This window comes from Peribacillus sp. NPDC101481, from assembly GCF_044767165.1.
In the GTDB taxonomy this organism is placed as follows: domain Bacteria; phylum Bacillota; class Bacilli; order Bacillales; family DSM-1321; genus Peribacillus.
The window spans coordinates 1,454,387-1,481,250 of record NZ_JBIWNJ010000002.1; the positions used below are offsets into that span (position 1 = coordinate 1,454,387).

Annotated in this window: 22 protein-coding genes; 14 read left to right on the forward strand and 8 right to left on the reverse strand. The window is 39.4% G+C overall.

The window, feature by feature from the left end:
• The first annotated feature begins 183 nt into the window (after positions 1-183).
• Positions 184-555 (forward strand): hypothetical protein, encoded by a 372-nt coding sequence (locus tag ACIROD_RS17005; protein ID WP_402903039.1) that lies wholly within the window; start codon positions 184-186, stop codon positions 553-555.
• A gap of 29 nt (positions 556-584) precedes the next feature.
• A complete protein-coding gene (locus ACIROD_RS17010) occupies positions 585-1,853 on the forward strand; it encodes an erythromycin esterase family protein (protein WP_402942300.1) in 1,269 nt (422 codons plus the stop codon).
• Positions 1,854-2,491: 638 nt separating this feature from the next.
• On the opposite strand, the gene ACIROD_RS17015 is transcribed toward ACIROD_RS17010, so the two are convergent.
• Positions 2,492-2,929 (reverse strand): GNAT family N-acetyltransferase, encoded by a 438-nt coding sequence (locus tag ACIROD_RS17015; protein WP_260357442.1) that lies wholly within the window; start codon positions 2,927-2,929, stop codon positions 2,492-2,494.
• 124 nt (positions 2,930-3,053) lie between these two features.
• Here ACIROD_RS17015 and ACIROD_RS17020 point away from each other — a divergent pair, with 124 nt between their 5' ends.
• Entirely contained in the window at positions 3,054-3,506 is a 453-nt protein-coding gene (locus ACIROD_RS17020; protein ID WP_063233436.1) for a MarR family winged helix-turn-helix transcriptional regulator, read from the forward strand.
• A 101-nt stretch (positions 3,507-3,607) separates the two neighbouring features.
• On the opposite strand, the gene ACIROD_RS17025 is transcribed toward ACIROD_RS17020, so the two are convergent.
• Genes ACIROD_RS17025 through ACIROD_RS17035 form a run of 3 tightly spaced genes read right to left on the reverse strand, consistent with a single transcriptional unit; the run spans position 3,608 to position 7,664 of the window.
• Complete coding sequence (locus ACIROD_RS17025) at positions 3,608-5,467, reverse strand: ABC transporter ATP-binding protein (protein WP_402942303.1); 1,860 nt, start codon at positions 5,465-5,467, stop codon at positions 3,608-3,610.
• Positions 5,464-7,188 (reverse strand): ABC transporter ATP-binding protein, encoded by a 1,725-nt coding sequence (locus ACIROD_RS17030; RefSeq protein ID WP_260357446.1) that lies wholly within the window; start codon positions 7,186-7,188, stop codon positions 5,464-5,466. The genes ACIROD_RS17025 and ACIROD_RS17030 overlap by 4 nt, the downstream gene beginning before the upstream one ends.
• The gene (locus ACIROD_RS17035; protein ID WP_101221808.1) at positions 7,185-7,664 is read right to left on the reverse strand and encodes a MarR family winged helix-turn-helix transcriptional regulator; all 480 of its coding nucleotides are present in this window, start codon (positions 7,662-7,664) and stop codon (positions 7,185-7,187) included. Before ACIROD_RS17035 ends, ACIROD_RS17030 begins: the two co-directional genes overlap by 4 nt.
• Positions 7,665-8,137: 473 nt before the next feature.
• Between ACIROD_RS17035 and ACIROD_RS17040 the strand changes: the two genes are divergently transcribed.
• The 5 genes from ACIROD_RS17040 to ACIROD_RS17060 all read left to right on the forward strand — a co-directional run bounded on the left by ACIROD_RS17040 (position 8,138) and on the right by ACIROD_RS17060 (position 13,565).
• On the forward strand, positions 8,138-9,133 hold the full coding sequence (locus ACIROD_RS17040; protein ID WP_101221809.1) for a thiamine pyrophosphate-dependent dehydrogenase E1 component subunit alpha: 996 nt from the start codon (positions 8,138-8,140) through the stop codon (positions 9,131-9,133).
• Between the two features lie 12 nt (positions 9,134-9,145).
• Positions 9,146-10,129: an alpha-ketoacid dehydrogenase subunit beta gene (locus tag ACIROD_RS17045; protein ID WP_402942307.1), complete on the forward strand. Its 984-nt coding sequence runs from the start codon at positions 9,146-9,148 to the stop codon at positions 10,127-10,129.
• A gap of 386 nt (positions 10,130-10,515) precedes the next feature.
• The gene (locus tag ACIROD_RS17050) at positions 10,516-11,439 is read left to right on the forward strand and encodes a DMT family transporter (protein ID WP_402942308.1); all 924 of its coding nucleotides are present in this window, start codon (positions 10,516-10,518) and stop codon (positions 11,437-11,439) included.
• Positions 11,440-11,876: 437 nt separating this feature from the next.
• Positions 11,877-12,854 (forward strand): ring-cleaving dioxygenase, encoded by a 978-nt coding sequence (locus ACIROD_RS17055; protein ID WP_252269646.1) that lies wholly within the window; start codon positions 11,877-11,879, stop codon positions 12,852-12,854.
• Between the two features lie 111 nt (positions 12,855-12,965).
• Positions 12,966-13,565, forward strand: a complete 600-nt coding sequence (locus ACIROD_RS17060) for a nitroreductase family protein (protein ID WP_230176453.1) — start codon at positions 12,966-12,968, stop codon at positions 13,563-13,565.
• 99 nt (positions 13,566-13,664) lie between these two features.
• Here the strand turns inward: ACIROD_RS17060 and ACIROD_RS17065 are convergent, their stop codons facing one another.
• Complete coding sequence (locus ACIROD_RS17065) at positions 13,665-15,008, reverse strand: aminotransferase-like domain-containing protein (RefSeq protein WP_402942311.1); 1,344 nt, start codon at positions 15,006-15,008, stop codon at positions 13,665-13,667.
• A gap of 115 nt (positions 15,009-15,123) precedes the next feature.
• Here ACIROD_RS17065 and ACIROD_RS17070 point away from each other — a divergent pair, with 115 nt between their 5' ends.
• Together ACIROD_RS17070 and ACIROD_RS17075 are read left to right on the forward strand one after the other, a co-directional pair.
• On the forward strand, positions 15,124-16,080 hold the full coding sequence (locus tag ACIROD_RS17070; RefSeq protein WP_402942313.1) for a DMT family transporter: 957 nt from the start codon (positions 15,124-15,126) through the stop codon (positions 16,078-16,080).
• On the forward strand, positions 16,081-16,965 hold the full coding sequence (locus ACIROD_RS17075) for a DMT family transporter (RefSeq protein WP_402942315.1): 885 nt from the start codon (positions 16,081-16,083) through the stop codon (positions 16,963-16,965).
• A 236-nt stretch (positions 16,966-17,201) separates the two neighbouring features.
• Here the strand turns inward: ACIROD_RS17075 and ACIROD_RS17080 are convergent, their stop codons facing one another.
• From ACIROD_RS17080 to ACIROD_RS17090, 3 genes are all read right to left on the reverse strand, one after another.
• A complete protein-coding gene (locus ACIROD_RS17080) occupies positions 17,202-17,771 on the reverse strand; it encodes an MFS transporter (RefSeq protein ID WP_101221817.1) in 570 nt (189 codons plus the stop codon).
• Positions 17,768-19,198, reverse strand: coding sequence for an FAD-binding protein (locus ACIROD_RS17085; RefSeq protein WP_402942318.1), 1,431 nt, complete (start codon positions 19,196-19,198; stop codon positions 17,768-17,770). Before ACIROD_RS17085 ends, ACIROD_RS17080 begins: the two co-directional genes overlap by 4 nt.
• Before the next feature lie 168 nt (positions 19,199-19,366).
• Positions 19,367-19,972: a TetR/AcrR family transcriptional regulator gene (locus ACIROD_RS17090; RefSeq protein WP_402942320.1), complete on the reverse strand. Its 606-nt coding sequence runs from the start codon at positions 19,970-19,972 to the stop codon at positions 19,367-19,369.
• A gap of 483 nt (positions 19,973-20,455) precedes the next feature.
• On the opposite strand from ACIROD_RS17090, the gene ACIROD_RS17095 reads away from it, so the two are divergent.
• The 4 genes from ACIROD_RS17095 to hutI all read left to right on the forward strand — a co-directional run bounded on the left by ACIROD_RS17095 (position 20,456) and on the right by hutI (position 26,727).
• A complete protein-coding gene (locus ACIROD_RS17095; RefSeq protein WP_402942322.1) occupies positions 20,456-21,772 on the forward strand; it encodes an MFS transporter in 1,317 nt (438 codons plus the stop codon).
• Between the two features lie 318 nt (positions 21,773-22,090).
• Positions 22,091-23,560 (forward strand): helix-turn-helix transcriptional regulator, encoded by a 1,470-nt coding sequence (locus ACIROD_RS17100; protein ID WP_230176448.1) that lies wholly within the window; start codon positions 22,091-22,093, stop codon positions 23,558-23,560.
• A 195-nt stretch (positions 23,561-23,755) separates the two neighbouring features.
• Positions 23,756-25,432 carry a urocanate hydratase gene (gene hutU / locus ACIROD_RS17105; protein ID WP_101221822.1) on the forward strand — a complete coding sequence of 559 codons (1,677 nt, stop codon included), beginning with the start codon at positions 23,756-23,758 and terminating at the stop codon, positions 25,430-25,432.
• Positions 25,429-26,727 (forward strand): imidazolonepropionase, encoded by a 1,299-nt coding sequence (hutI, locus tag ACIROD_RS17110; protein ID WP_402942324.1) that lies wholly within the window; start codon positions 25,429-25,431, stop codon positions 26,725-26,727. The genes hutU and hutI overlap by 4 nt, the downstream gene beginning before the upstream one ends.
• Positions 26,728-26,864 lie beyond the last annotated feature (137 nt).

Here is a 26,864-nt window from a genome sequence, read left to right on the forward strand (position 1 = left end):
TTTTTATATGCAGCAGTTCCATGATTATCGGGATTTAATAACAGCCTGCTTAATTTCCGGCCTATTGGTTCTGGCTTGCTTTTTTCGGAGAAGGTCACCATTTTATAATAATATTTATAGGATGGGTCACTTAAGGAAAATATATAACGGAAGATTATTAACAGGTGTTAAGGTGGCAATGGGATGAACAAGATCAAGGATATGAATCCGGAAGAGTTAAAAAAGATCATGACGGTAACCGAGCGAATGTCTTTCACAAAAAACTTCAGGTCTGCTACTGCTGAAGAATGGTTTGTTTTCATTCCCGGCTTTAATGATCCAGTTACTGGAGGAGCTGCTGGAAAGGCTATAGTTCACTACAATCTATATGGAAACAAAGATATGTTCATTAACACGACGGTCATTCTGGATGACCCTGTTTTATTTGAGGTGGAAAACTTTCAGCTGGTTTACTCTATTTGTGATGAACTTATAAATCGTCTCGTGGGATACGCTGATACTTTACTTTCCGTTCACGCAGGTTCAAATTCTTACAATGCTGAGTATAAACGATAATGTTCGTAAGAGAACAAGGAGGAAAAACAGTGCATCATAATCTGGTTCAGTCAATAATCGAACAATCAGTCATGCTTAAAAGTGAAGCGGATTGGGATAAACTCGTTGAACAAGTCAATAAATCCAAATTTGTTTTGCTGGGTGAGGCATCACATGGAACATCCGAGTTTTACACGGCCCGAGTTGAAATTACAAAAAAACTGATTCAAGAAAAAGGGTTCACCTTTGTAGCCGTTGAAGGCGATTGGCCCGCATGCCAGGCAATCAATAGGTATGTTAAAGGCTATGACCTAGTGACTAAATCGGCAAGGGATGTGCTTAAAGGTTTTAACCGCTGGCCGACCTGGATGTGGGCAAACGAGGAAATGATCGACCTGATTGAATGGATGAAAGAATACAATGAGTCCGGACAAAATCAAACGAAAGTTGGATTTTATGGGATAGATATCTATAGTCTTTGGGAATCCATGGATGAAGTTATCCATTACTTAAAACAAATTGATTCACCTGACCTCGAGGCTGCCAGACAGGCGTTCACATGTTTTGAGCCATTCAATCGGAATAATGAGGAGTACGCAGTTTCCGCAGGCATTTTTTCAGAAGACTGTATAGATGAGGTTGCCAAATTGCTGACGACTATTCAACGAAAAAAAGAAAAATACCCTCATCATGAAGAATTGAATTTGAACCTTCAAGTGAATGCATTGGTAGCGTATAATGCAGAAAATTATTACAGGACGATGGTGGTTCATGATGATAAATCATGGAATATTCGAGATATGCATATGGTGGATGCGCTTAATGAAATTATGGATTTTTACGGTTCTGAAGGCAAGGCGATTGTATGGGAACATAATACCCATGTTGGCGATGCCAGCGCTACAGATATGAGAGATTCCGGGATGATTAACGTCGGCCAGGTCATTCGTGAACAAAACTCAACTGAAGATGTATTTATCACAGGTTTCGGAACCTATAGGGGAACCGTTATTGCAGCAGATGAATGGGGCAAGGATTTTGAAATAAAAACAGTACCACCGGCTATGAATGGAAGTTGGGAGGAGGCTATGCACCTTGCAGGCGCGTATGATAAGTTGCTCATTTTCACCGATGAAAATCGTCAGCTATTCCAAGATAGAATAGGACATCGGGCTATCGGGGTTGTATACCGACCGGAATATGAACAATACGGAAACTATGTACCTTCTGTAATGTCAGATAGATATGATGCTTTTGTTTACATTGATGAAACGCAGGCCCTTCACCCGCTTGTTCATGAAAAAGCACCCGTTATGTAAAAAAGACAAAGCCATATATAACTTTCGTGTTATAAATGGCTTTATCTTTTGTTCGTGCTTATTCTTAACAACGCTGCCTTTTATTTTAAGACTTATGAAAAGCTAATGAAATCGTTGCGTGCAAAGTGATTTAATATTTAAATTAAAAACCATTCTTTTAAGGAAGGTTTTTAACTTGATATCTATTTGCAGAAGGGCATCCTAAACAGACGGTGTAATAAAGAAAGAGGTAAAATGACAAAGACAGTGCGAGATGACTACACCTGAAAAGACTGATACATCAGCTTTTTTTCTTTGTTTAAAAATTAACTAGTACCAATTATGTAGAAAACAATTGACCTAGACCATATTAAATGGAGCAGGTGTGCGAGACTCCTGCGGGAAAAGCGCGTCAAAGAGGAGACCCAGCAGGAGCAAAGGCGCCGAGGAGGCCCCGGTTTTACAAACACATAAAACTGTAGACAAACTTGATTTTCATCGAGTTTGTCTACAGTTTGAGAAGACTAAAAATAGTCTTTTTTTATATTTACAAATGATCAACGTAAGTATATTTTATGGTTAAAGAACATCCAAGTGTAAATAATATGATCCCCATCAAATTAGGTTAATGTTTGTTTTACTCACATTTAGCACACTTTTCATTCATTAATTCTTTTTATCATTAAAAGATGTGGACCGCCATCTTCCATAAAGACATCGGATGAAGTCTGATAGCCGAGTTTTTTATAAAAACCCTCTGCCTGTGTTTGCCCATGTAATTTCACCTGGGATATTTCCTTTTTCTTTGCGATTTCTTCCAACGTTTTAATTATTATTTTTCCAAGACCAAACTTACGGTAAGGCTCTAAGATGCAAATTCTCTCCAATTTTCCTAAACCATCAACAACTCTTAACCTACCAGTTCCGACTGGTTTTTCATTATAATAGACTAATATGTGTTCAGATAAAGCATTAAGTGTATCGTATTCATCAAATTCACTTTCTAAAGCGAAGCCTTGTTCCTGAACAAATACCTCTTTTCTGATTTGAAAGGCTACTTTTAAATCACTTTCTGTAGTTATTCTCTTTGAATCCAATGTTCTTCATCCCTTTTCTAGATTTATTCAGTAAGACAAGTCATAATATATGTATAACTTTTTTATAGTATATACGAAATTAATTTTGTTGTAAATACAACAAAAAAAGTCAGGGGCTTTTTGAATGAAGGAAATACTCCGTGAAATTGGAATGATAGCAAGGGCATTGGACTCTATAAGTAATATCGAATTTAAAGAATTTGACCTAACAAAAGGGCAGTATTTGTATCTTGTTCGAATATGTGAAAATCCAGGAATCATTCAGGAAAAGTTAGCAGAGATGATTAAGGTTGACCGGACGACAGCAGCTCGGGCCATTAAAAAACTTGAAATTCAAGGGTTTATTGAAAAGAAAAATGATGAGGAAAACAAAAAAATTAAAAAGTTATATGCTACCGATAAAGGTGAGAAGGTTTATCCCTTTTTGAAAAAAGAAGGAGAGTACACCGACAAGGTTGCATTATCGGGATTTTCTTTGGAAGAGACGGAAACGATGTTTCATCTTCTTCAAAGGGTCAGAAAAAATATTGAGGTAGATTGGGAATTTGTGAAAAAGGGCAATAAAAGGGGGTATTGATACGGCTTATAAGTTATTACAGATTAATGAATGGAATGGTATTGGATAAGAATTTTATAAAGAGAGGCTCGATTCCGATTGGGAAATGAGCCTCTTTCTAATTATCCAGCTACATTTTCAGTGAACTGACTATTGTATAGTTCTGCATAGAAACCATTCTCCCTTAAAAGGTCTGAATGCGTTCCCTTCTCTATCACTTTCCCTTGATCCATAACAAGAATCAAATCTGCATCCTTAATTGTTGAGAGGCGATGGGCAATGACAAAGCTAGTTCGTCCTTCCATGAGTCGGTTCATGGCCTTTTGGATAAAGACTTCTGTCCGAGTGTCCACACTAGACGTCGCTTCATCCAATATCATGATTGGTGGATCTGCTAGAACCGCTCGGGCGATTGTCAAAAGCTGCTTTTGGCCTTGTGAGATGTTCGAAGCTTCTTCGTTTAAGATTGTCTCATAACCATCTGGCAGTGTCCGAATGAAATGGTCGGCATGTGCCGTTCGAGCAGCTGCAAAAATTTCTTCATCAGTTGCTCCATTTTTGCCATAAGCGATATTTTCTTTAATCGTACCATTAAAGAGCCAGGTATCTTGAAGTACCATTCCAAAATTCTTTCGAAGATCATTCCGTGACATATTCCGTGTATCAAGACCATCAATATTAATTTTTCCGCCATTGAGTTCATAAAATCTCATCAATAGATTTATCATAGTTGTTTTTCCAGCACCAGTCGGTCCAACAATTGCGACCGTCTGTCCAGGCAAGACATCGATGTTCATATCTTCAATTAACATTTCTTCCCCATATCCAAAGTCCACATGTTCGAAAGAGACAGCACCATTTGCCCTTTTAATTTTAGCTGTGGTTTGTTCTTTCATTTCCTCTTCTTCATCTAGTAGTTCAAAAACACGCTCAGCTGCTGCCACCGTCGACTGAATAATGTTAGCGATGTTAGCCGTTTGTGTGATTGGCTGGGTGAACTGCTTTGAATAAGTGATGAATGCTTGAATGTCACCAATTGAAATCGAACGTTGCGTTACTAATATTCCCCCGACAACGCTGATGAGGACATAGCTCAAATTTCCGATAAAGAACATTATGGGCATGATGATACCCGATATAAACTGGGCTTTGCTCCCCGCTTTATACAATTCTTCATTAACCGCAGTAAACTGGGCACTCGCCTTTTTTTCATATCCGAATGCTTTAACGACTTGATGGCCGGTATATATCTCTTCAATGTGACCATTTAATTGTCCGAGTTTACGCTGTTGATCGGCAAAATATTTTTGGGATCTTTTTAAAATAGGCCGGATTGCAAATATTGACAAAGGTAAGCTGACTATCGAGATTAATGTCAATAACGGGCTTATCGAAAGCATCATGATGATAATCCCCAAAATCGTTACGATTGATGTGATGAACTGCGTTAAGCTTTGCTGAAGGGTGCTACCGATTGTATCAATATCATTTGTCATTCGGCTAAGTGTTTCTCCGTTTGGACGTCCTTCAAAATATTTGAGTGGAAGTTTCTCGAGCTTTTCGTTCACATCTTGTCGAAGATCATATACCGTTTCTTGAGCAACACTTGACATAATGTATTGTTGTACATAGTTGAAAAGGCTGCTTAAAGCATAAAGTCCGGCAAGGAGTAGAAGGATCTGGCCAATTTTATCAAAGTTAATAGCTGCTCCTGGTATTCCCTGGAATTTCCCGTAAGCTCCTTCGAATAATTCTGTAATTGCATTTCCCATGATCTTTGGTCCAACAATCATAAAAATCGTACTCATGATTGCAGCGAAAAACACGGAAATCAATTTGTTGCGCCGCGGTTTTAAATAGGTTAATAGACGTTTTAGAGTTCCTTTAAAATCTTTTGCTTTTTGACCCATCATCATCATGTTACCGCCACCAGGACCATGCCCAACCTGACCGCCGCCTTGAGGTTTTTTTTGATTACTCATGCAATTTCCTCCTCTGTGAGCTGTGATAAGGCGATTTCACGGTAAATGTCGTTTGTACTAAGCAAATCTTGGTGTGTTCCCATACCTACAATGCGGCCTTCGTCCAACACGATGATTCGGTCAGCGTCCACGACCGTACTGACACGCTGTGCAACGAGTAGTACCGTCGAATTTTTCGTTTCATCTTTCAGGGCTGCGCGAAGGTTGGCATCCGTCTTGTAGTCAAGTGCAGAAAAACTATCGTCGAATATATATATATCCGGTTTTCGAATTAGTGCCCGTGCAATCGAAAGCCGTTGTTTTTGCCCCCCTGATAGGTTTGAACCGCCTTGATCGATTTCTGCCTCATAGCCGCCTTTCATGTTGCTGATAAAATCTTCCGCTTGCGCGATCCGAGCCGCATGCTCAACTTCATCTTGTGTGGCTGTTTGTTTTCCAAAGCGAATGTTTTCAGCGATAGTACCTGTAAAGAGGAAGGCCTTTTGTGGTACAAAGCCAATTTTTGAACGAACTTCATCTTGTGATGACTTACGAATATCAACACCATTGACGCGAATCGTTCCACTTGAAATATCATAGAAGCGAGGGATCAAATTGACGAGCGTCGTTTTCCCTGAACCTGTTCCACCAATTATTGCGGTGATTTCACCTGGACTTGCAGTAAAACTAATATCCGATAATGCAGGTTCTTCTGCTCCTGGGTAACTGAACGTCACATGTTCAAATTCAAGAGTACCGTGTACACGATCTGCCTTTTCTGTACCCTCATCCAGGAATGATGGTTTCATGTCAAGGACTTCGTTTATCCTTGTTGCCGACACGGCCGCTCGTGGAACCATAACGAACATCATGGATGCCATAACGAGAGCGAACATGATTTGCATAACATATTGGATAAATGCCATTAAGTCCCCGATCTGCATACCACCGTTATCAATACGAACTCCACCAAACCAAATGATACCGACAACCGTCAAGTTCATTACAAGCATCATTACAGGCATCATGAAGGCCATGATTTTATTGACTTTGATTGAGACATCCGTCAATTCCTTATTCGCTTTCTTTAGACGTTCTTTCTCTTGTGTTTCACGATTGAAGGCACGAATGACGCGAATACCAGTTAAATTTTCCCGTAATACAAGGTTCAACCGGTCTAATCGTTTTTGCACCGTTTGAAAGAGAGGGACACCTTTATATAGAATAAGCAAGATCGAGCCAATCAACAAAGGCATTGTGACAACAATGACAAGGGATAATTTTGCATCCATGGATACAGCCATGATCACTCCGCCGATTAACATGATGGGTGCACTGATAACCATACGAAGCATCATGATAACCACTTGCTGGACTTGTGTTATATCATTGGTCGTCCTTGTAATCAATGACGCCGTACCGACTTCATCAAATTCTTGTAACGAAAATTTTTCAACATGATTAAAGACTCTCAGGCGGAGATCGCGTCCCATCCCCATTGCCGCTTTGGACGAATAATAGCTTGCGATTATGGATGCACATGCGCCAAGTGCGGAAACCAAAAGCATCAAACCACCGATTTTCCAAATATAAGGAGTGTCTCCTCGAACGACGCCTTTGTCAATAATATCGGCCATTAGTGTAGGCAGAAAGAGGTCGGACATGGACTGAATAAAAACCAGACCGATAACTGCTGAAATAATCCACTTATAAACGGATAAATTTTTCAGTATTTTTATCATTTTGTACACTCTCCCTGTTCGGTTGCTTGTGCTTCTAAAAAGTTTGTAATTTGAAGATGTGTTTCTAGCAACTCTTCAAACTGTTCTTCAGAAAGCATTTCAATGGCCATTTGAAAGACTTGGTGAATGCTTCCTTCGTGAAAATGAATCGTTTTTAATAAATCTTTTCCCTGATCTGTGATTGACAACTGAATCTCACGCCGATTGCCCTCCACATGCTCTCGATGGAGCATGCCTGCGCGAACGAGACCATCGACCGCTTGGCTCAAGGTGCTTTTTGGAAGAAATGTTTTCTCCCCGACATTTTTTTGAGTGGTCTCTTTGTAAAGGGTAATGGTCATCAAAATGGAATATTGAGGAACTGTTAATCCATTTTCTGCGGCAGTCTTTTGAACGAATCGCATTATATTTTTCTGCACGTTCCAAAATGAACGCAATAGTTGTACGGAACGCATTAATTGTTTTTCATTCTCCATTCAGCTTCACCATTCTTTCTGTTTTGAACTGTTCCATTACGAACATTTAATTTTATGAATCAATTTAATTTACAGCTATATATCGTCTTAGTCAACAAAAAAATAACTTCAACTCCCCAGTGTTTAGTGTTTGGTGCATGTATTGAAATGAGTTTTCAAGTCAGGTAAGGCTTTCGCGTGAAAACAACCCATACAAAGTGAAATTAACTTGAAAATGTGAGATGAAAAGTGTTAGGATAATATTGAGTTAGTACCAGGTAATAATACTAGATGATAACGCAAATGAGAATGTACGGGTGTTAAGTGGAAAGCGCATGTATACATAAAAGAATTTTTCTTCCGTAGATACATAACAGGATTTAAGTTTGCGAGACAAACAAACAGCTAATTAGAAAGATTGGTATTTGTGATACAGGGCCCCATTAAAACAGGGAAATGTATTAATTATTAGGTATTGGGAGGGATGATGAGATATGGATAAAAATCGTCATCTAAAGGCAGGTCTGAGTGATGAGCAGGTGCTTGAGATGTATAGAGTTATGTTGTTGGCAAGACGAATTGATGAACGTATGTGGCTGTTGAACAGATCTGGAAAAATTCCATTTGTCGTTTCTTGTCAAGGGCAAGAAGCAGCTCAAGTGGGGGCTGCATTTGCATTGAATCGTGAAAAGGATTATGTACTTCCTTATTATCGGGATCTCGGAGTGGTGCTCGCGTTTGGGATGACCGCCAGGGATTTAATGTTATCCAGTTTTGCCAAAGCAGAAGATCCTAATTCAGGCGGGCGTCAAATGCCTGGACATTTTGGGCAAAAAAAGAATCGCATCGTGACGGGATCTTCGCCAGTTACCACTCAAGTGCCACATGCAGTGGGGATTGCGCTCGCTGCCAAAATGGAAGGAAAAGATATTGTTTCATTCGTTACATTCGGAGAGGGTTCATCAAACCAAGGTGACTTCCATGAAGGAGCGAATTTTGCAGGTGTACATAAACTTCCGGTTATCTTGATGTGCGAGAATAATCAGTATGCCATTTCCGTCCCTATTGAAAAGCAATTGGCTTGCGGAAAAGTGTCCGACAGGGCCATTGGTTATGGAATGCCAGGGGTGACGGTTGATGGAAATGATCCGATCGAAGTATACCGGGTGGTGAAAGAAGCGGCTGAGAGAGGAAGGCGCGGTGAAGGCCCAAGCTTAATCGAAACGGTTTCATACAGGCTTACACCACACTCAAGCGATGATGATGATAGTCAATACAGGTCGCCTGATGAAGTATCGGAGGCAAAAAAAATAGATTCGATCATTACTTTTGGCGCCTATTTAAAAGCAACAGGAATAATGGATGATCTCATGGAGAAACAAATGAACGAGGAAATAATGAAAGTTGTGAACGAAGCGACGGATTATGCGGAAAATGCTCCATTTGCAAATGAAGACACGCTCTCAAAATATGTTTACGCAGAAAGGTAAGGAGGAAAGAAAATGGCAGTGATATCTTATATAGATGCGGTGATAATGGCGATGCGGGAAGAAATGGAACGTGATTCCCGTGTATTTGTATTGGGTGAGGACGTAGGGATAAAAGGCGGCGTTTTTAAAGCGACTTCAGGGTTATACGAACAATTCGGTGAACAGCGTGTCATTGATACACCGCTTGCTGAATCCGCAATCGCAGGAGTTGGCATCGGCGCGGCCATGTATGGAATGAGGCCGATTGCGGAAATGCAGTTCGCTGATTTTATCATGCCTGCAATCAACCAAATCATTTCAGAAGCTGCAAAAATCCGTTATCGCTCCAATAATGACTGGCATTGCCCCATCGTCATCAGAGCTCCATATGGTGGGGGCGTACATGGGGCGTTATACCATTCACAATCCGTTGAAGCCATTTTTGCCAATCAACCGGGACTTAAAATTGTCATGCCCTCTACACCCTATGACGTGAAAGGTTTATTGAAAGCAGCCATTCGTGATGATGACCCGGTCCTCTTCTTTGAACATAAGCGAGCCTATCGCCTAATTAAAGAAGAAGTGCCGAACGATGATTATGTTTTACCCATTGGTAAAGCGGATATAAAACGTGAAGGCGAGGACGTTACAGTGATTACTTACGGCCTTTGTGTTCATTTTGCGCTTCAGGCAGCTGAAAAGCTGGCCAGTGATGGCATATCTGTTCATATACTTGATTTACGAACCGTTTATCCATTAGATCAAGAAGCCATTATGGAAGCTGCATCTAAAACGGGAAAAGTCCTATTGATTACTGAAGATAATAAGGAAGGGAGCATCATTAGTGAAGTATCGGCGATCATTGCAGAAAACTGCCTTTTCGATCTTGATGCCCCAATCATGAGACTCGCGGGTCCGGATGTTCCAGCAATGCCATATTCACCATCATTAGAGAAATCATTCATGGTGAATCCAGAAAAAGTGGAAAAGGCACTGCGTGACCTTGCTGCCTATTAAATGATCGGCATGGAGGAACGAACCTTGCGCATCCGTTTAAATTGTTGTTTATATTGGGAGTGATCTTAAAATAAACTTAAGTCTAGCAACTATAAAAAAGGTTGCCAGGCTTTTTTTTGCGCTAAATAAATCATTTATAGTGAAAAAAAAACCCGTTGGATTATGATAGAGAGGGCATATAAAACTCAGTGATTTTCAGGGAATTTTCAATTGTAAATATATATTGAATAAATTGCGTGGTATTATATGGTAAAGTGTTCTGGGTAAAGGGGAAATGTCGATAGTCACGTAAAAATTCAATATATTAGCAATAAAGATTGTGAATTTTTAAATGTTGAACGCAATACAGTGATTGGCAAACATTGAAAGTAGCAAGGGGGAACATCATGCTTCGATTATACGGGGCTTTAATCGGCCTTAGTTTGATATGGGGTTTATCATTTGTTTTTATGAAGTGGATGCTCCCGCCAGCGGGAATTTGGGGCATTGTGTTTCTCCGCTGTTTTGCGGGTGCTGTTGTTCTGCTTCCCATTTTATGGTGGAAGCGCAGGGAAATCAACTGGAAATTACCGTGGAAAGCACTGGTCGTCGTCGGAATCTTCAATTGCGGATTAGCATGGGGATTAATACCTTTAAGTGAAACAGAGATTAACAGCAGCACGGCATCGATTCTAAATGCAACCACTCCGATCTGGACGGGGATCATCGGATTTATCATTTTTTCATATGTTCTAACCGCCCGACAATGGATGGGCATTTTAATTGGCTTCTTCGGAATTCTAGTATTGATGGATTTTCAAATCGGTCAGCTTTTCGGAAAGGAATTCATCGGGATTGGGACAATGCTGCTAGCGTCCATCTGTTATGGTTTTGCCGGTCATTTTACGAAAAGATTTCTTTCCAGTACCAGCATATTGGTCATTACGACGTTTACGCTTCTCACGGGTGCCGTTATCGGTTTGATCGGGATGCTAATAACAGAGCCGATAAAGCCAGTGATGTTGATGGAACCGCTGACGATTTTCGCCATAGTCGGTCTTGGGTGCTTTGGCTCTGGGGTCGGCCAGCTGATCTATTTCTACATCAATAAAAATGGCAGCCCTGAGTTAGCCGCATCTGTTACATACCTTATTCCTGCAACCGCTATGGTTTGGGGGTATGTCCTGCTGGGAGAAGCGATTAATCCCAATGTGATTATTGGCCTGCTGATTATTTTCGCAGGAGTTTATCTTTCCTCTAAGAAGTCAAAAGAAAATGATGGCACAAACTCTTCATCCGGAAAACAAGCGGATTTGCATCACGTAAAATAAGTAAGTAACCAAAACGAAATAGCCCTCACCTAAAGATTTTGTTTTATGGTGGGGGCTTTCGTATGGTAACACATTAATATTTTTACTTCATTTTTGCCAAAGAATTGATTGATTTTCTTTGCCGCTATTTATAGCTATAGACATTAACACAAATACTGAATGGTCTTTACTTAAGGAAAATTGACAGTGGTTTTTTTTTGCCTGAAATTATTTTGATTTCAAGATATATTAATTTGAGATAATATTGTTGACAGTGAATGGCATTCATGATAAATTATCTTTAAGTTAAGATATATTAATTCGAGATAAAAAGAAGCATGTAAAACCTTATCAAACGCCTTTAATGAATAGCCACTCTTATTGAAGGAAAAATATAGGGGATTAATGAAAAAGCTGAACATCCAAAAATTGATTCGTTTTAATGGGAGGAATAGTTTATGAATGGATTAAAAGGTATACATCACGTAACGGCCATAACAAGTAGTGCAGAAAAGAATTATGAATTTTTCACAAATATATTAGGCATGCGTTTAGTCAAGAAAACAGTCAACCAAGATGATATCCAAACTTATCACCTGTTTTTTGCCGACGATGTTGGCGGTGCGGGTACTGACATGACATTCTTCGATTTTCCTGGTATTCCTAAAGGAGAGCATGGGACTAATGAGATTTCCAAAACATCCTTCCGTGTACCGACTGATGCGGCATTGGAGTATTGGGTTAAACGCTTTGACCGTTTAGAGGTAAAGAATACAGGAATCCAAGAACAGTTTGGCAAAAAGATCATTTCTTTTGTGGATTTTGATGATCAGCAATATCAATTGATTTCAGATGAAAATAATGAAGGGGTTGCAGCTGGAATCCCTTGGCAAAAAGGGCCGATTCCTCTGGAATACGCTATTACAGGATTAGGACCAATTTTCATTCGGATCGCCAATTTCGATTACTTTAAAGAAATGATGGAAAAAGTCCTATTATTCAAAGAAATAGACAAGGAAGGATCATTTCACCTATTTGAGGTAGGGGAAGGGGGGAATGGTGCTCAAGTTATCGTCGAGCATAATTCGATCCTCCCTCAGGCACGGCAGGGTTTTGGGACTGTTCACCATACAGCATTCCGTGTTGAAGACCGTTCCGTTCTGGAAGAATGGATCAAACGAATGGAAAGCTTCCAATTTCATACGTCCGGTTATGTTGATCGTCACTTCTTTGAGTCGCTTTACGTAAGAGTGGCGCCGCAAATTTTATTCGAGTTTGCCACGGATGGTCCTGGATTTATGGGGGATGAGCCGTATGAAACGCTTGGGGAAAAATTATCTTTACCACCGTTCTTAGAATCAAAGAGGGAGCAAATCGAAAAGTTGGTCCGTCCCATTGATACAGTAAGAAGCACCAAAGAATTCATTAAAGAATAATTGACAATCTTTAGCGAATGATATGTTGGTTTATGCCCATACTAAAACAGGTAGAAAATAAAAAATGGAATAATCATTTGAAATAGAAAAAATGCTCTGGAGGAATGACTTATGACAAAAGATTTTTACACGGCCATTAAAGAGAGACGTTCATTTTATGGAATCAATAAAGAGGTCGGAGTATCCGATGAGAAAATTAAAGAAATAGTAGAATTTGCGGTAAAACATACGCCATCGGCTTTTAATTCCCAATCCTCACGCCTTGTTGTTTTGACAGGATCGGCCCATGATAAATTATGGGATATTACGACGCAGGCATTAAAGAAAGCGGTTGGTGAGGGAGATTTCTCTGGCACTCAACAAAAAATGGATTCATTTAAAGCGGGATATGGGTCAATATTATTCTTTGAAGATGAATCTGTTGTGAAATCACTTCAAGAACAATTTGCAACGTATGCCGATAACTTCCCAATCTGGTCACAACAAACATCAGGCATGCATCAATTAGTTGTTTGGACGGCACTTGAAGCAGAAGGATTGGGAGCAACTTTACAGCATTATAATCCCCTAATTGATGATGAAGTGAAAAAAGAATGGAGTGTTCCAAGCAATTGGAAATTGATTGCGCAAATGCCATTTGGAAATCCAACAGCTCAACCGGGTGATAAAGAATTCAAACCACTTGAGGATCGTATAAAATTTTATAAATAAAGAGGACTGATAAGAGCAACCTTGTAAAGAGCCAATTCTAATTGGCTCTTTTTTGTTTATTGCCCTGTGTGGAAAGTGACTATACCTTATGTAAAAGCTTTATAAGTAATAGTTCTGCTTGTTATTCAATTCTTTAAAAATGATAGCTATTCCTTGGTCCAGTTTTTGTATATTTGTATTGGACACGTTTAATTTTAATATTTTTTCCTGGTGAAAGCCATCTAAATAATTTTGACCCATCGTCTCTACCAGTACTTGTTGATTCTGTAAGTTATTGATGAGGTGAGTACTATTTAAACGCTGAGGCAGTACGATATGAGCGTTCATACATATGGATGGTGGGCGATAAAAGCCTGAAGCAGAGTGCTTTTCCAGAGCATCATATAGCAAGTTTGCTCGCAATAAATAGGAAAGACGCACTTTGTTTCTATGGCGTTTAAACATACCGCTTTTTATGTAGATTTCCAAGGCTGCTTGTGAAATCATGGAACTATCAATATCAGCTGTTCTTTTTAATAGTTGGAAGCTGTCCGTTAATGGTTTAGGCAATACGGCAACACCTATGCGTAATCCTGGAAACATTATTTTAGAGAAGCTTTTTAAATAAATGACCATTTGATGAGTATCCCTGGAAAAAATGGGGTCCACCTTCATATTTTCTTCGAAATCTGCTAAATAATCATCTTCTACAATATAGACACCATGCTTTACTGCAAGTTTTAGTATCTCCTCTCTTTCCTTTCTAGAGTAAGATGTCCCTAACGGATTATGAAAACGAGGCATCGTATAAAAGAATTTAATTTCCTGATCACTAAAAATCCGTTCTAATTCCCCTAAATCAATACCTTCTGCTGTTCGTTGGATTCCTAGCACGGGAATCTTGTACGCTTTCAATTGCTCCACAAATAGATGATAACTAGGCTGTTCAACAAGTATATGGGTACGTTCATTTGGAAAGGGGATGAACGTTAATAAGGAAAGTGCTTGCTGCACGCCAGAAGTAATGAAAATCTGTTCTTCTTTTGCGAAAACCTGATACTGCTCTAATTGTTTTTGTATCACTTTAATTAAAGAGGGCAGTCCTTTAGGAGTGCCATAGATAAACAATTCTTGCTGATAGGTATCGATGGCTTTGTTGATGCAATGTTGAAAGTCATGATACGGAAATTGATGCCAAGCAGGAGCGGAGGTAACAAAGTCGATTTCCATTGTTGGTTCGCTTTTACCATCAAATTCTTTTTGGACGACATAATATCCACTTTTAGGAACCGCGTAGATTAAATGCCTCTTTTCCAATTCTTGCAGTGCTTTCAAGACTGTACTTTTACTACATTGATGTTGATCGCTTAATTGACGAATAGATGGGAGTTTAAAGCCCGCTTTGAGCCGTCCATTCTGGATGAGAGATTCAAATTCATTAAACAAGGCTATGTATTTTAGCATGAATACCTCCTAAAACTGTACCGTTACAGATGCTTCTTATTTGTATTGTATCGTAGTGGAACTTTTAATACGATACTAACAACCGGCCGGGTGTTAAAAGGAGGAGTTACTAAATATGCCAGAAAATAAAAAAGCCTATTTTGCGGCGATACTATATGCCATTATTATTGGATTTTCATTTATCTTTACAAAAATATCATTAATGGAAGCTAGTCCGTTAGATACATTGGCACATCGATTTACGATGGCTTTTTTGATCGCCATAATTTTTAAGCTATATAGGAGGACATCAGTGAAAATAAGTGCAAAGGATACTTTGAAAATTCTTCCGTTGGTGTTCCTTTATCCAATTTTATTCTTTACATTTCAAGTGTTTGGTCTCTTGTATACCTCATCTTCAGAAGCGGGTATTATCCAAGCTACCATACCAATTTTTACGTTATTATCAGCTTCATTATTTTTGAAAGAATACGCTGGTAAAGGTCAGAAATTCTTTCTTTATTTATCTGTGATGGGGGTTATCTTTATCTTTGTCATGAATGACTTGCAACTTGCGGATCACAGTTTGAAAGGAACGATCCTGATCTTATTATCCTCGATTGCTGCCGCTCTCTATAATGTGGTGGCGAGGAAGGTAACAAAGCAATATTCACTATTTACGTTAACTTATGTGATGACGTTCTTTGGTTTTGTGACTTTTAATAGTATGGCCGTCATCAACCATATAATTAACCAATCTATTAGTAGCTTTTTATTACCCTTCACAAGTAATGCATTCCTCATTTCAATCGTATATCTTGGGGTATTATCGTCACTGCTTACTGCTTTTTTATCAAACTTTTCATTATCTATATTACCAGCATCTAAAATGAGCGTTTTTAGTAATTTAGCGACATTGATTACGATAATAGCAGGGGTGATTTTCTTACATGAATCGATTCATTATTATCATGTAATAGGTGCAATGATTATTCTTGCTGGGGTAATCGGCACGAATTATTTTGGTGGAATTCAATCAAAGCATAATAGTAAGACTTTTGCCGATCCATTGCTGAAAAGGGAGGTAAAGTGAATGAATAAATATGTGTTGTTACTCTTGATTAGTGGTATATGGGGATCTCAATTCTTCTTTATTGCATTAGTCATAGATAATGTTGGGGTTATTACATTGTCAGCCATCAAAGCATGTATCGGCGGTATCTGTTTACTCTTCTTTGGTTTTTTTTTATCAAAAGAAGAGCGAAGAGTACCCAGGAGTTATTATAAATGGTATATAATCATTGCTTTTTTCGAGGTTGTACTGCCATTCGTGTTTATTGCACAAGGCCAGAAATCGGTGCCTAGCAGTATCGCAGCGGTGCTGATTGGAATGGTTCCCGTCTTTACCATCCTCTTTTTACTAGCATTTTTCAAAAGAAAAAGCACAATGCCGGAGATTACAAGTATTCTATTCGGATTTGCAGGTATTGTCTTCCTTTCCTGGCCAACACAAGGAATCCAAGACCTTTCTAACAGTATTCAGGGGAACATCCTATTGATATTGGCTGCCATGAGTTTTGGATTATCATTGATTTTCATGGAGAAATTAAACGAGGGATCTTCCGTTATTCATATGAGAAATGTATTACTGATTGCCAGTGCATTGCTCATACCCATGTCCCTTTTGTTTGAGCAATCTTTCAAATTGGATTTAGCACGATCTCAAACTATCTACTTAGCGATTTTAGGCATTTTCCATGCAGGTGTTGTTTATGCATTATTTAATAGGCTGATTCGGCAAGAAGGCGCATTATTTACTTCATATAGTAATTATATAGTGCCTGTCATCGGAATGATTTTAGGCTTTTTCTTTTTACATGAAGCGTTGTCTATTCATCAGTTGATTGGAATGGGAATAGTTATGACGTCATTAGTTTTTTTAGACGGAAAAATAATAACCAAGTTGATAAGAAAGTAGTATTTTATTATATGTACTCTGGTCCGTTATCTTTAATTGTACTAATAAACGCAGTAAGTTTAGAACTCGTATATTTAACGAAACCAAATTGAGAAAAGGGGAGCAGGTTTTTTGTAATATCATTTTTTGTTTTTTGATCCGCAAATGATTTATATAGTGGAAGAAGCATCTGCTGAGGTTCATGCAGATGCTTCTTCCACTAAAAGGGCTAACTGAATTATAGGCGTAATAAATGCTTATATTTTTATTTTTTCTGCATTAGATAGTGAAGTATTTTTCTCCATCTTCATTATAATAAATCCACTCCAGGCAAACATTAAGGAGGCAATGTAAAAGATGCTGCCAATCGTTAAAAAGTCGACTAAATATCCGGTTGCAATCACCGCTGCTGCAGCACCGATGGATGTCCAAACATGGTAGTTTCCAATTTCCTCACCCGCTGTTTTCTTCGTAACATATCTTGCAAGTACGGTTTTTTCAGTGTTTTTTTGCACTGCCCCAAGTACCCCCATAATGATTTGCAGGAGGTAGACATGCCAAATTTCATATGCGAGAGGAAAGGCAAGAAGGATTAATGCCATCCCCCATGAATAGATAAGGAGAAAAGCTTTGTCACCGGCTTTGTCAGTGAATTTTCCGATTAAAGGATAACTAACTGCAGCAGTCAGTGAGAATATTCCATATGCCCACCCGAATTGTGAATAACTTGTACCTACATTTTTGATCAGCAAAATATAAAAAGGGAAAATCATGCTGGCAGCCATTCCAACAGTGCCTTGGTAAAAAACAAACCGTTTATAATTCATGGATGATACTCCTCATAGAAAAGATTCATGAAGCGATTATCAGGATCATACTTCTTCTTTAATCGAAAGAATTCCTCAGTATGCGGATAAGCTTCATATAATTGGGTCTTGGTTGGATACCCATAATAGGGCAAATAGTAGCTTCCGTTATGGTCAAGCGTCACATTAATCATATTACGGATGACCCTTCCCGTATTTTCCTTACTATCGTTATCTGTCCCTTGATTGATGAGCATCACAAGAGCGAACATATCATCCTTGGCATAGGACATGAGTGATTCATCATTATGTTCAACATAACGAATTGTAATATTTAATAAATTAAAATCTTTCTCATCAGATAAGGTATTTCTTAAATCATCGATATAATCTGCAAATTGATCAATCGGAACGAAGTATTCTTGCAGCACTTCAGTTTTGGTGGGGTTGCTGTAATCCATAAAGGCTGAGTCCGACCGCATCACATTATTCCTCGAAACCAAGTTGCCAGCAATATTGGCCGTGTAGGCTTTTTGAGTTTCCCAAAACCTTTTTTTACCCCAGTCATTAAATCGTGATAGGCCAAGAAAGAATTTAGGCACGGCAATGATCGTTTCCCGTTTGAGAGTATTGTAGTCAGATAGCTGTGTTTGGTCATTTGCCTTATAATAGTCCGTTACATACATTTCATCCAAATAGGAGCCAGGAGCAACAGATATTCTCGCGAGATGCATTTTAACATCATCGTTATTGAGAACTTCACTTTTAAAGTACGACGTATATTCATCATAATGAAGTGATTTAGTTTTAATGTTATAAAGTTCGTCATCGGTAAGGTGGAGTGTTACATCGAGTATTACGCCAAACAAACCATACCCGCCAATAACCGAATGGAAGAGCTCCGAATTTTCTTCGCGGCTCACTGTTAGGATTTGTCCTTTTGCGTTAAGCAATCTAAAAGAATCCACGGTTTCTATCAAGGCATGATGACGGATATCGCGGCCATGGACATTAACGCTCAAAGACCCGCCGATGGTAAAAATATTTTGAGATTGACTGACCTTCAGTGCAAGTCCATATGGGTTGATATATTCCTGGAGAGCAGCCCAGGTTGCCCCGCTTTGGACCGTGATGCGTTTTTCTTTTACATCCAAATCAAGTATTTTATCATAGTGCTTCATATCGAGCAGGATCCCATTTGGATATAATGTCTGCCCTCCTTGGCTATGCTGCATTCCGGCAATGGAAATGGGATCATCGTTTTTTTCGGCATCCATAACGACCTTTTTGATTTCTTCTTCACTATCTTCCGCCTTAATCGTTTTCATTTTAACCGGCATCAGCCGGCTGATATCTTTGGCAATAGGGTGGTCAAGCCTGAAATTAAAAGCCTGCAGCGATAATCCAAATAATAGTGCATATAGGATGATAAATAAAAATCGTTTCATGATATCTGGCTTTCGACTCCTTGTTTAATATGTCTGACACTCAATTGAAAATAATGAAAAAGTATGAACTTTATAGATTAATGGAGTTACCCTGACCATTCAGTGAGATTGGGGTTAATATTGAATTAATGTCAGATTTTTTGAAGATGAATCTTTTGATTTAAGGTATTAGATCTTAGTTTTCAGCCCGTTAATGATTGTTTTGGTTAGCGGTATGGATAGTGATTCCAAGCTTTGTTCTGAGTTGTTTAATCCCCAATGATAGATGATTCCCATTAGGCTTTGGGTGATTAGTTGTGAAACTTCGTTAACTGATTGGTCAGTGCCAATGTCGTTTTGTTCTTTCGCCTCTTCAATTAATGAACGAATAATTAGGAAGAGTGAGCGATTTGAATTTGAAAAGTAAGTATGTTCTTTCGAATCTAAAGCGGAACTGTAAATCACTTTCATTAAATCTTTGCCCATTTCTTCTTCCAGAAAACGCATCAATTTGCGTATGAAAATAAATAATTTCTCGGTAGCGTCCATATCGACTGGGAACGAACGGAAGACTTCACGATAGTAATCATCAACTTCTATGAATCTCACTAAAAAAATATCCGATTTCGCTGAAAAGTGTTGGTAAAATGACCCTTTTGATGTGCCGCTTTTTTTCACGATTTCGTCAACGGTGACTTTATCATAACCTTTTTCGCTAAATAGCTTTAAAGATATTTTTAATATTTTTTCACGAGTCTTTTCTCCCCTAAGCTGTTTCTTTCTAGGCTCAATCATAAAAAACCTCCAAATGATAATTGACAGAATATTCCTGAATAGTTTAATATCAGACTACAGTCTAGTTAATTGATTGGTGGTCTATTTAATCTAACGTAGATCATCAATAATCACAACGCTTTCTTAATCACATTTTGCATTTTTTGGAAAGCGCTTACAAAGTTTTGGGATCAAGTATGGAGGAGGTTAGTTCAGTTTAAATTAGGAGGTTTTACAAGTGGAAGAATCAGGTGAAAAGGTTGGTTGGATTTTCTGAAGATTCCTATACTATTGGTTACTATCATGTAGAAAGACTAAGTACTCCTTAGCCATGAGCATATGGATTATATTTATAAAATTTGGATGCAGTATATGTAAATGGAGGGGGTATCAGAATAAACTTAAAGCCTAGGAATGTAACATAGTATTGGGATGCAGGAAAGTGATGTGCGTTAAACGGATTATTTTTTGGGAAATAGTAGCAAGAAAAGGGAGGGAATTATCATGAATCATTCCAGTGGTGAGATAGAGAAAAGAACGATCAGTAAAACGATGAAACGCATTCTTCCATTTATCTTGCTCCTTTATATCATTGCTTACTTGGACAGGGTCAATTTAGGCTATGCTGCTTTACAAATGAACGCAGAATTAGCTTTATCCGCTGAAGTTTTTGGATTGCTTTCCGGCATTTTTTTTATAGGCTATTTCTTCTTTGAAGTTCCTAGCAACATGATCATGCATAAAGTGGGAGCTCGGATATGGATTGCCCGCATCATGATATCGTGGGGACTCGTGGTAATATTAACAGGTTTTGCGCAAACAACGATGCATTTATATATTCTCCGTTTTTTATTAGGTGTTGCCGAAGCTGGTTTTTTTCCGGGTATAATTTTGTATTTAACTTATTGGTTCAGGGCCCGCGAGAGAGGACGGGCAACAGCAGCCCTGCTTTTAGCCTTACCGATTGGCGGATTGATAGGTGCGCCTGTGTCGACGTGGATACTTGACAATATTTCCTGGTTCGGTATGGCCGGCTGGAGGTGGATGTTCATCCTTGAAGGCATTCCGGCCATTATTATCGGTGTTGTTGTTGTTTTCTATTTAACTAATAGACCGACTAACGCTAAATGGTTATCTAAGGAAGAAAGTGATTGGTTAGAAGGGGAATTGAGTGCGGAAAGAAAAGTTAGCTCGAAAGTAAATAAGGTCACAAAGCTTGCTATGCTGAAAGATGCGAAAATTTGGAAGCTGGCCCTATTTTATTTCGCGGGGTACACATCCATCTATGGATTGTCATTCTGGATGCCCACCATCATTAAATCTTTATCGGAAAATGCAACAACCAATTTAGAAATAGGCTGGTTAGCGATGATTCCATCGTTAGTAGGCATACCTGCCATTATGTTTGTGGGCTGGAATTCAGATCGGACCAATGAACATAAATCACACTTGCTCGTTTGCCTCATGATAGCAGTTGTCGGTTTTATCGGGTGCGGCTTTTCAGATAGTGTTTTTATGATGGTGCTTATGTTAACGATTACATCATTCGGTTTATACGGGTTCAGTGGATGTTTCTTCGCCTATATGACATTTTTCTTCTCTGAGTCCACTGCACCAGTTGGAATAGCCATCGTCAATTCATTTGCGGCTTTAGGCGGTTTTGTAGGACCGATGATTCTCGGAACTGTTGCATTTACTCAAGGTATGTTTATTTTATCTGGATTACTTGTAATAGGAGTCATCACCCTATTTTCATTAAAATTGACAGATGCTTCAGCGGAAAACATCGTAAAAGAAGTTGAAGTCAATATTAATCGATAATAAAGGTTCTATATGTATTGAAGATTAAAAGTGACTAAAAAAGAAACATCATTGGAAATCTTAAAAGTTCCTTTGATGTTTCTTTTTATATTTTTCATATGGCTACTTCCCGAGTAGATAAAAATAACGGTTGAGCATATCAAAGATTTAATCTTAATCGCAGGTTCTGTCCAATAGGACTTGTTTGTAGTTTTCGGCGGGATTAGAATGGAGATGGGATACAAGTGCATTCGAAAAGACCAGGCATTCCTTTTCTCTTCAAGTTGTGCTTTATATTTATTTTCATTACACGAATATCAGCAGAAATGAGGTGATGATGTGGAAATTCATTTGGTGGCAAAAGATGAGATTGAGGCTCAAGGAATTCGATGGATAGTCGAGTCCCACCTAACGGGAGTTAGACTGATCTTATGGAAAACGATTGAAGAATTTGAAAAGGGCATCCGCAATCAGCAACCGGAATTCGTTATTTTGGATATGGATATTTGGACGGATGAAAGTGAGGCGATGGGTGTTTCATTAAAGCGAAGGGGAATTCGATGGTTAGGGATTTCATCTGAGCGAATTTTTCAAACGGCTTATCGAGCCTTACGTTTCCGTGCTGAAGATGTATTATTCCGTCCTTTTTCTTCGGCGGATTTGGTAAAACATATCCAACAATTGCGTTTTCAATTGAGAAATGGTCCAAATCTTCTCTCGTCAAACACCATGGATGATGAGAATGCTCTGGATATTGGGTATCCTGATTTCTTCTTGACGGACCGGAGGCATGAAAGTCGAATAACCATGGTCGCTTTTTTGACACCTGATAACAAGACCCTGCCATTAGTTTATGATGAATTGCAACGATATTCTTTTACTGGGAAAAATCAAATCTTCGCTTTATCGGATTTTATTTTATGTGTCCAGGAAACAAAGGAAGTTGAAGTTTATAAGGAAGAGTATCAAGCTTTTCTTGCCCACTGGAAAGAAAGAATGGATGAGCCCCTTGCTATCATTATAAAAGCGGCATCTTCAGATGAGTCTTTAAAAAGGATGTATCAGCAAACACGTGAGTTTACGAGACAAATCTTTTTTGATGGATATGATATCATTTTAGCCGAAAGTCAACAAACTTCACCTCAAGAGATGGATCCATTCCTCACGCCTCTTGAACAAAGACTTTGGATAGAAATGCTCGAACGACGGGATGCAAAAGCCATCAGGAACTGGATTGAACGTGAATTCCTTACCTTTGAACGACCATACCCCGACCCGGAAATCGTTCGTATCCGCCTTACAAGCGTACTCGCGCAGATTCGTAGGCATATGAAATCATACAACTTGCAAAATGCTTCCCTAGAAGCAATTTACTATGATGTATTTCAGCAAATTGTACATAAACCCGTCATTCATCAAATAGTAAAAGAGCTGCATGCGTTCACTACGCATATGCTTATGCAGGATCATGGACAGTTACAGGAAGGGGCACGCACAATTAGTGAAAAGGCAAGAGAGCTGATCGAGTCCAACTATTGGGACGCCCAGTGGAATCTAGCGAGTTGTGCAGAGACTCTGCGTATCAATAAAAGCACACTCAGCCGACGTTTTGCGGCTGAATCAGGCGAGTCTTTTCGAACTACGCTCCATCAAGTTCGAATTAGGGAAGCTAAACGTTTATTAAAGGAAACGGATATATCATTGGAGGAAATCTCACAATTGGCTGGCTATTCACATCAAACTTATTTTAATGCCAAATTCAAATTGCTTGAATCTTGTACACCATCAGCATATCGGTCTGGATTATAAAAAAGGACGATTCAATAAATGAATCGTCCTTTTTTATTTATTTCATAACAATGTAATTATTGAAATTATTCATAAAAAAATAAAGTTAACGACAAATCTTTAAAATAAATTATAAAATAATCATCAAACTATAATAAATTATTCTGAATTTTTCTTATAGAATGAATATATAACAAAAACAAGGGGGAAATGAAAATGAACACGATTACAAACAAGGTTATCCGTTATACAGGAACAGAATTGCATACTAAAGGATGGCAACAAGAAGCAGTGCTTAGAATGCTGATGAATAATTTGGATCCTGAAGTTGCTGAACGTCCAGAAGATTTGGTGGTATACGGAGGGATTGGGAAAGCAGCTCGTAACTGGGAATGCTTTGATGCAATCGTCAAATCACTAAAAGAGCTTGAAGAAGATGAAACTTTACTTGTCCAATCAGGGAAACCGGTGGCAATTTTTAAAACGCATTCTGATGCACCACGTGTCCTGCTTGCAAATTCAAATATCGTCCCTGCATACGCGAACTGGGAAACATTCCATGAACTTGATAAAAAGGGATTGATGATGTATGGGCAAATGACAGCAGGCAGCTGGATATATATCGGATCTCAAGGGATCGTACAAGGTACATACGAGACCTTTGCTGAGCTTGCAAAACAACATTTCAATAACTCGTTAAAAGGCACCATAACTTTAACGGCAGGTTTAGGCGGAATGGGAGGGGCACAGCCGCTAGCAGTTACGATGAACGGTGGTGTCTGTATCGGGATCGATGTAGATGAGACAAGAATTGACAGGAGGATCGAGACTCGTTATACCGATGTGAAAACGGATTCATTGGATGAAGCCATTCGTTTAGCCAATGAAGCTAAACTTGCAGGTAAAGCATTATCGATTGGTTTGATTGGGAATGCTTCAGATATTCTTCCGGAAATGATCGCAAGGAACTTCATTCCTGATGTCTTGACGGATCAGACTTCGGCCCATGATCCGCTAAATGGATATACTCCTTCAGGCCTGTCAATGGTGGAGGCTGCAGAATTACGGAATGCAAATCCAGAAGAGTATATTAAACTCTCTAAAGCTTCAATGGCCAAACATGTAAGAGCGATGCTTGAAATGATGGAAAAAGGAGCTGTGACGTTTGATTATGGCAACAATATCCGTCAAGTTGCGAAAGATGAAGGGGTAGAGAATGCTTTTGACTTCCCGGGCTTCGTTCCAGCTTATATCCGTCCACAATTCTGTGAAGGTAAAGGTCCTTTCCGCTGGGTGGCTTTATCTGGTGATCCAGAAGATATTTATAAAACAGATCAAGCCATTTTACGTGAATTCGCTGATAATGAACATTTATGTAACTGGATTAGAATGGCTCAGGAAAAAATTCAGTTCCAAGGTCTGCCTTCCCGCATCTGCTGGCTTGGTTATGGGGAGCGCGCCCGTTTTGGTAAAATTCTCAATGATATGGTTGCAAGCGGTGAATTGAAGGCCCCGATCGTTATTGGCCGTGACCATTTGGATTCTGGCTCTGTCGCTTCGCCGAATCGTGAAACGGAAGCCATGAAGGATGGTTCCGATGTAGTGGCCGACTGGCCGATCTTAAATGCAATGGTGAATGCAGTGGGCGGTGCAACCTGGGTTTCCGTACATCATGGCGGTGGCGTAGGAATGGGTTACTCCATGCATGCAGGCGTTGTAATTGTGGCAGACGGAACAAAAGAAGCAGCGGCCAGGATTGAGAGAGTTTTGACAACGGACCCTGGGATGGGTGTAGTGCGTCATGTTGACGCAGGGTATGAACTGGCAGAGGAAACAGCCCGTGAAAGAGGTATTAATATCCCGATGCTTGATAAAGGAATTGATAAACAATGACAAAACCAATTTGGATAAAACATGCCGCTCAACTTGCAACGCTTACCTCTGATAAGAAAGGTCCTCGTTCCAAAGAGGCAATGTCAGAGCTTGGGTTGATTGAAGATGGAAGTATATGGATGGAATCTGGTTTGATCCAAGCGATTGGTACGACCAAAGAATTGGAAGAACTCTATGCAGATAGAATGCATAAAGCTGAAGTCTTTGATGCAACTGGACATTTGGTGACACCTGGGTTAGTTGATCCACATACGCATGTTGTATATGGCGGGAGTCGGGAACGTGAATTTGAAATGCGTCTTGAAGGCGCAACATATATGGACATTATGAACGCAGGTGGGGGCATTCATGCTACCACCCGAATGACAAGAGAAGCAAGTGAAGAAGAATTGATGGAGCAAACCATGCGACGACTTGATTCGTTTCTCGCTCATGGCGTGACTACAGTAGAAGGTAAAAGCGGCTATGGAATGAATTTGGAAACCGAATTAAAGCAGTTGCGGGTGATGAAGAAGCTACAGGAAGAGCATCCGATTGATCTAGTCCCTACTTTTATGGGAGCCCATGCGGTTCCAAAGGATTATAAAGGCCGCGAGGATGAATTTGTCGATCATCTGATTAATGATATGCTTCCAATCGTCTCTGAAGAAAAGCTTGCAGAATTCAATGATGTCTTTTGTGAAAAGGGGGTTTTTACCCCTGAACAATCAGAGCGGATTTTAAAGGCGGGGAAAAAGTACGGCTTGATCCCTAAAATTCATGCTGATGAAATTGAGCCTTACGGTGGAGCTGAATTAGCTGCGAAGATCGGAGCCATTTCAGCTGAGCATTTGTTAAAAGCTTCCGATGAGGGGATAACTGCCATGGCGAAGTCAGGCACCATTGCCTGCTTGCTTCCAGCCACTGCCTTGTATTTACGAGAAGAAGCGGCCCCTGGACGACGAATGGTTGATGAAGGTGTGGCTGTTGCCATTTCAACCGATTGCAATCCCGGATCTTCACCGACGACATCCATGCCGCTTGTCATGAATCTGGCATGCATTTCGATGCGGCTTACCCCTGCAGAAGCTCTGACGGCGGCGACATACAATGCTGCTTGTGCAATCAACAGACAAGAAAGGGTCGGATCCCTTGAAGTCGGAAAACAAGCGGATGTCGTTTTATGGAATGTTGAAAACTATCAGGAGTTGCAATATCTATTTGGTGTCAATCACGTTAAGTCTGTATGGAAAAATGGTGTGCAAGTAGTGAATGATAAAGTGAAGACTGATTCCAAAAGCCTGACGGGCCTTTAAAAATCACTATTCTCAATATATGTCTTCCCATTCCATCCACTGAAAAATTCAGGGGATGGAATGGGCTTTTAGAAGTATTCAACAAATGTAATGGTGCTGAATAGTAGGATGATGATCTATCATCCTACCCAATTCCA

What these genes read in the sequence shown, in the direction of transcription:
- ACIROD_RS17060 (WP_230176453.1), top strand. Translation starts at nt 12,966, where the DNA reads ATGACAAAAGATTTTTACACGGCCATTAAAGAGAGACGTTCATTTTAT.
- ACIROD_RS17020 (WP_063233436.1), top strand. Translation starts at nt 3,054, where the DNA reads ATGAAGGAAATACTCCGTGAAATTGGAATGATAGCAAGGGCATTGGAC.
- ACIROD_RS17085 (WP_402942318.1), bottom strand. Translation starts at nt 19,198, where the DNA reads ATGAAACGATTTTTATTTATCATCCTATATGCACTATTATTTGGATTA.
- ACIROD_RS17045 (WP_402942307.1), top strand. Translation starts at nt 9,146, where the DNA reads ATGGCAGTGATATCTTATATAGATGCGGTGATAATGGCGATGCGGGAA.
- ACIROD_RS17050 (WP_402942308.1), top strand. Translation starts at nt 10,516, where the DNA reads ATGCTTCGATTATACGGGGCTTTAATCGGCCTTAGTTTGATATGGGGT.
- ACIROD_RS17070 (WP_402942313.1), top strand. Translation starts at nt 15,124, where the DNA reads ATGCCAGAAAATAAAAAAGCCTATTTTGCGGCGATACTATATGCCATT.
- ACIROD_RS17080 (WP_101221817.1), bottom strand. Translation starts at nt 17,771, where the DNA reads ATGAATTATAAACGGTTTGTTTTTTACCAAGGCACTGTTGGAATGGCT.
- ACIROD_RS17055 (WP_252269646.1), top strand. Translation starts at nt 11,877, where the DNA reads ATGAATGGATTAAAAGGTATACATCACGTAACGGCCATAACAAGTAGT.
- ACIROD_RS17040 (WP_101221809.1), top strand. Translation starts at nt 8,138, where the DNA reads ATGGATAAAAATCGTCATCTAAAGGCAGGTCTGAGTGATGAGCAGGTG.
- ACIROD_RS17005 (WP_402903039.1), top strand. Translation starts at nt 184, where the DNA reads ATGAACAAGATCAAGGATATGAATCCGGAAGAGTTAAAAAAGATCATG.
- ACIROD_RS17030 (WP_260357446.1), bottom strand. Translation starts at nt 7,188, where the DNA reads ATGATAAAAATACTGAAAAATTTATCCGTTTATAAGTGGATTATTTCA.
- hutU (WP_101221822.1), top strand. Translation starts at nt 23,756, where the DNA reads ATGAACACGATTACAAACAAGGTTATCCGTTATACAGGAACAGAATTG.
- ACIROD_RS17095 (WP_402942322.1), top strand. Translation starts at nt 20,456, where the DNA reads ATGAATCATTCCAGTGGTGAGATAGAGAAAAGAACGATCAGTAAAACG.
- ACIROD_RS17065 (WP_402942311.1), bottom strand. Translation starts at nt 15,008, where the DNA reads ATGCTAAAATACATAGCCTTGTTTAATGAATTTGAATCTCTCATCCAG.
- ACIROD_RS17035 (WP_101221808.1), bottom strand. Translation starts at nt 7,664, where the DNA reads ATGGAGAATGAAAAACAATTAATGCGTTCCGTACAACTATTGCGTTCA.
- ACIROD_RS17090 (WP_402942320.1), bottom strand. Translation starts at nt 19,972, where the DNA reads ATGATTGAGCCTAGAAAGAAACAGCTTAGGGGAGAAAAGACTCGTGAA.
- hutI (WP_402942324.1), top strand. Translation starts at nt 25,429, where the DNA reads ATGACAAAACCAATTTGGATAAAACATGCCGCTCAACTTGCAACGCTT.
- ACIROD_RS17025 (WP_402942303.1), bottom strand. Translation starts at nt 5,467, where the DNA reads ATGAGTAATCAAAAAAAACCTCAAGGCGGCGGTCAGGTTGGGCATGGT.
- ACIROD_RS17075 (WP_402942315.1), top strand. Translation starts at nt 16,081, where the DNA reads ATGAATAAATATGTGTTGTTACTCTTGATTAGTGGTATATGGGGATCT.